At 25.6% G+C, this 4,527-nt stretch carries 6 protein-coding genes and 1 rRNA gene; 1 reads left to right on the top strand and 6 read right to left on the bottom strand.

Annotated elements, in window-relative coordinates; all coding sequences use genetic code 11:
• The 6 genes from BUA19_RS11250 to BUA19_RS11275 form a co-directional block, all read right to left on the bottom strand.
• Positions 1-71: ribosomal RNA gene (locus BUA19_RS11250) — 16S ribosomal RNA — on the bottom strand; the annotation flags it as partial.
• Positions 72-196: 125 nt separating this feature from the next.
• A complete protein-coding gene (locus BUA19_RS11255) occupies positions 197-772 on the bottom strand; it encodes a 50S ribosomal protein L25 (protein WP_072726549.1) in 576 nt (191 codons plus the stop codon).
• Positions 773-852: 80 nt separating this feature from the next.
• The gene (locus BUA19_RS11260) at positions 853-1,269 is read right to left on the bottom strand and encodes a hypothetical protein (protein ID WP_072726551.1); all 417 of its coding nucleotides are present in this window, start codon (positions 1,267-1,269) and stop codon (positions 853-855) included.
• A 119-nt stretch (positions 1,270-1,388) separates the two neighbouring features.
• Positions 1,389-1,667 carry a pro-sigmaK processing inhibitor BofA family protein gene (locus BUA19_RS11265; protein ID WP_072726553.1) on the bottom strand — a complete coding sequence of 93 codons (279 nt, stop codon included), beginning with the start codon at positions 1,665-1,667 and terminating at the stop codon, positions 1,389-1,391.
• A gap of 31 nt (positions 1,668-1,698) precedes the next feature.
• Complete coding sequence (locus BUA19_RS11270) at positions 1,699-1,932, bottom strand: DUF2508 family protein (RefSeq protein ID WP_072726555.1); 234 nt, start codon at positions 1,930-1,932, stop codon at positions 1,699-1,701.
• Between the two features lie 105 nt (positions 1,933-2,037).
• On the bottom strand, positions 2,038-2,880 hold the full coding sequence (locus tag BUA19_RS11275; RefSeq protein ID WP_072726557.1) for a helix-turn-helix transcriptional regulator: 843 nt from the start codon (positions 2,878-2,880) through the stop codon (positions 2,038-2,040).
• Positions 2,881-3,042: 162 nt separating this feature from the next.
• Here BUA19_RS11275 and yiaY point away from each other — a divergent pair, with 162 nt between their 5' ends.
• Entirely contained in the window at positions 3,043-4,197 is a 1,155-nt protein-coding gene (yiaY, locus tag BUA19_RS11280) for an L-threonine dehydrogenase (protein ID WP_072726559.1), read from the top strand.
• Positions 4,198-4,527 lie beyond the last annotated feature (330 nt).

Here is a 4,527-nt window from a genome sequence, read left to right on the forward strand (position 1 = left end):
CCTCGCTCGACTTGCATGTGTTAGGCACGCCGCCAGCGTTCATCCTGAGCCAGGATCAAACTCTCAAAATAAAATTTCGTTACTGGCTTTACCTACTGTTTAGTTTTCAAAGTTCAATTTTCTTGCCCTCTTATCGAGGACAAGTAATAGTATATCATCTTTGTTTTTCATTGTCAACACTTTTTTATAAATTTTTTTATTCAACTTCATCTATATCTTCTATTGGTTCATGCATCTTAGGATAACTTACAGATGCTACTATAGCATTTCTATCATTTAAAACCGAAACTCCTTGAGGTACAGTTAAATCTGCAACAGTTAAAGATCCTCCATTGTAAAGTTGCGACATATCCACGTTTATTTCTGTTGTTTTATTATATACAGGATATTTCACTTCAACATCCAAAAGCTGTTGTTGAACTACAAGCCCTTGACTTTCTATTTGATCTTTATTTACTAAAACTACCGGAACATGAGTATGAATAAAATCTTCATTTGTTACTTTATGTAAATCAAAATGAATAAATTCTTTATCATCTATGACATCTCTTTGAACTTCATGGATATAAACTGTATGAGTTTGACCATTTAAATTTACATCAAAAACTTCATTTTCTCTTTTTTCCTGATATATTTTTTTTAAATCTTTTTTATCTAAGACAACAGAAATAGGATTCATATTTTTACCATACAAAACACCAGGAACAAGACCCCTTTTTCTTAATGCTTTAGCCTTAACATTACCTAAAGAACTCCTAGCTATCAACTCCATAGTAATACCTCCTATATTCTAATTTTTATAAAATATTATTTCCACTATGGAGTTTTTTAATACTAATTATTTATTATATTTTATGATACTGAAGTTAAAAGTCTCTTTACTACATCATTTAACTTTAAATCACCTAGTTCTTTATGTGCCATGGCAAAAACCACTTTTATAATATTTTCTAGTTCATCATATTTATATGAATAAACCCTTATTATAGAATTCTTAGGCATAATTCTCTCCAATTCAATAGCTAATGTATCTGCTAAATCCATATATTCATCAAGTAACTCTTCTTTATCTTCTTCATCAATATCATATCCATCATCTTTAAGTATTTCATTTAAAATATTAATATCAATAGACATATTAAATGCTATTATATCCTCTCTTTTAGATCTTAAACTCATATCTTCTATTATATTAAATTTACTATTTTCTTCTATTATCTTTTTTATATCATTACTATCTAATATTTCATCTTTATATATAACAAACACAACATCATCTCCTTAATAATTTCAAATAATATTATATTTCAATTATATAATTATATTTATAAAGTGTCGAATATATTTTTCTACAAAAAAAGAAAAGCTCAATATTCGCTTTTCTAAAATTACAAAAAATATTTTACTAAAGAAATAGCTAACACTCCAAATATTCCTAAATATCCTGTTATAAAAGAAGTTATTAAATTTATTCCTATATTAAAATTAATATGCAATATGTTTAATATATAATTTAAAGTAAATAAACATATTCCTCCAAATACCATCCTAATTCCTATTTTGCCTAAAAATTTCAATGGTCCTATTATCAATAAAAATATTGTATAAATACTTAGCAATATTATACCATATATTAATATAACCTTTATTTGTAAAAAAGTATCCATAATCCCCCTCCCAATAAATTATACTAAAAATTTATGTATTATATGCTCCTTTATAAATCACTCCTTTTTGTTTTGCTTTTCTTAAAAAATAAGAGTATTTAGATTTAGCAGCTTCTAACCTAAATACAGCATAATCCACTAAATCGGGATCTTTAACGTTTTCAAAAAATGATTCTGCTGATTTTAAATCTAAATATGCTTTTCTTAAATCATTCATAAATTCTTCATTTTCATTAATTTCCTTTTTAAAAAAATTCACATTCATTATTACTCCCTCCTTTAACAATTTATATATTAAATTTTAGACTTTTATACCAAAATTTATACTTTAATTATTTATTAAATTTTTATATAAAAAAAAGCCTTGTATTTATAGGCCTTGTATATTTTTTTGATATTGCTTTGGAGTAAATCCATATTTATTTTTAAATTCATTTATAAAATAAGATATATTTTCATACCCTAAATCAAACGCTACTTCCGTAACATTATTTTCTTTTAAAAGCTCTACAGCTTTATTTAATTTTATATTCTTTAAATATTTTTTTGGAGTTATTCCTGTAACTTTTTTAAAATAAATGCAAAAATTTGACTCAGACATACCTAAACTATTAGCAATATCTTTTATTTTTATATTTTTATTATAATTTTCTTTCATATACTTAATAGCTAAAAATACAGGATTTTTCTTCTCTTTTGTCAATATAATATCTGCTCCCTTTATTTTTAATATATTGTACATCATTTCCTGAAGATAAAGATCCATTAAAAAAGCTTTATTTTTTTCTAAAGAATAATACGTTTTTACTATTTTTTCCATAGCCAATTTTATATTAAGCGTTTTTTTTCCAATAAATAGTCCCCCGTCTTTAGTCTCTATATCTATTTGAAAATCCAAACTCACCTTACTAGTTATATTTTTTATTACATCTTCTTTTATTTCTAACACTAAAGCCTTTGTTGGTTTATTTATTTCCATATAGACCTGAGAGTTTTGAGGTAATATTACAAATTCTTCTTCACCATAACAAAATATTTTCTTATTATTTATTTTTACTTTCTTTTCTCCACTTAATATGGTACATATTCTATTATTTTCATAAGATCTATAATTTCCATTATACGGTTGAGAAAAATCATAATATAAAAGTCTCATATATTCTGTTTCTAAACCATCTAAAAGTTCTAAATTTCTATCAAAGCTTTTAAGCATACGTATTCCTCTTTTCTTTTTTATATATTATTTTACTATTTTTTTTAAATTTAGACATATTTTTTTTAATTTTAGATTAGTTTGTTTGTAAACAATATTTTAAAATTATAAGTGTAACTTTTCAAGTTAATTTTTTAACTATTTTTCAAGGAGGTTTTATATATGAATAAAACATACAAATTTTATATGCCATCTATAAATTTAATGGGACCTGGTTCTTTAAAAGATGCTGGCGAAGAAATTTCTTCTTTAGGATTAAAAAAAGCATTAATTGTAACTGATAAAATATTAGTTGAAATAGGACTAGTAAACGAATTAACTTCAGTTTTAAATGATAAAAATATTGAATATGTTATATTTGATAAAACACAACCTAACCCAACAGTTAAAAATGTTGAAGATGGTCTAAAACTACTAAAAGAAAATGATTGTGATTTTATAATATCTTTCGGAGGTGGATCTCCTCATGACTGTGCAAAAGGTATCGGTATTGTAGCGTCTAACGGTGGATCTATAAAAGATTATGAAGGTGTAAACAAGTCAACTAAAGCTATGATGCCTTTAGTAGCTATTAATACAACTGCTGGAACAGCTAGTGAAATGACTAGATTTTGTATAATTACAGATGAAGAAAGACATGTAAAAATGGCTATTGTTGACTATCATACAACACCTACTATAGCAGTAAATGACCCTCTACTTATGATAAATATGCCAAAATCTTTAACTGCTGCAACAGGAATGGACGCCTTAACTCATGCAATAGAAGCTTATGTTTCAACTGAAGCTACTCCTATTACTGATGCATGTGCTTTAATGTCTATTCAGTTAATATCTAAATATTTAAGAGAAGCAGTTAATAATGGTCAAAATAAAGAAGCTAGAGATAAAATGGCTTATGCTGAATTTTTAGCTGGTATGGCATTTAACAACGCTAGTCTTGGATATGTTCATGCTATGGCTCATCAATTAGGCGGATTTTATGATCTTCCACATGGAGTATGTAATGCTGTACTTCTTCCTCATGTTCAAAAATATAATGCTAAAGTAGTTCCTGAGAGATTTATAGATATAGCTAAAGCCATGGGTGAAAATACAGATAATATTACTCCTCAAGAAGCATGTGAAAAAGCTATTAACGCCATCAAAAAACTTTCTTCAGATATAGGAATTCCTTCTGGGTTAAAAGAATTAGGAGTTAAAGAAGAAGACTTAAAAACACTTGCTGAAAATGCATTAAAAGATGCTTGTGGTTTAACAAACCCTAAACAAGCTACTTTAGAAGAAATAATAGAAATATATAAAAGTGCATTATAAAAATAAAAAAGCTACAAATTATAAAAAAAATGTTGGAATAATTAAGGGTCTATAATATTTAGTGTTGGTGAAAACTAACACTAATTTTTTGTATAAAAAAACGAGACAAGAGAGAATCACTTAGTTATAATTTAATCACCACAAAAAAATCATAAAAGGAGTGATTTCTCATGTCTCATAATAATTTTATACTAAATTTGCTTAATTTAAAAGACCCTAATATAACTTTTAATGATAATTATTACTCTGAAGAAATTATTAACAATGTTAAATCTAAAGTTTTTTATGCTACATTAACCTATATGCCTAATACATGTTATCATTGTGGAC

It is taken from the genome of Tepidibacter thalassicus DSM 15285 (assembly GCF_900129915.1).
GTDB classification, from domain to species: Bacteria; Bacillota; Clostridia; order Peptostreptococcales; family Peptostreptococcaceae; genus Tepidibacter; species Tepidibacter thalassicus.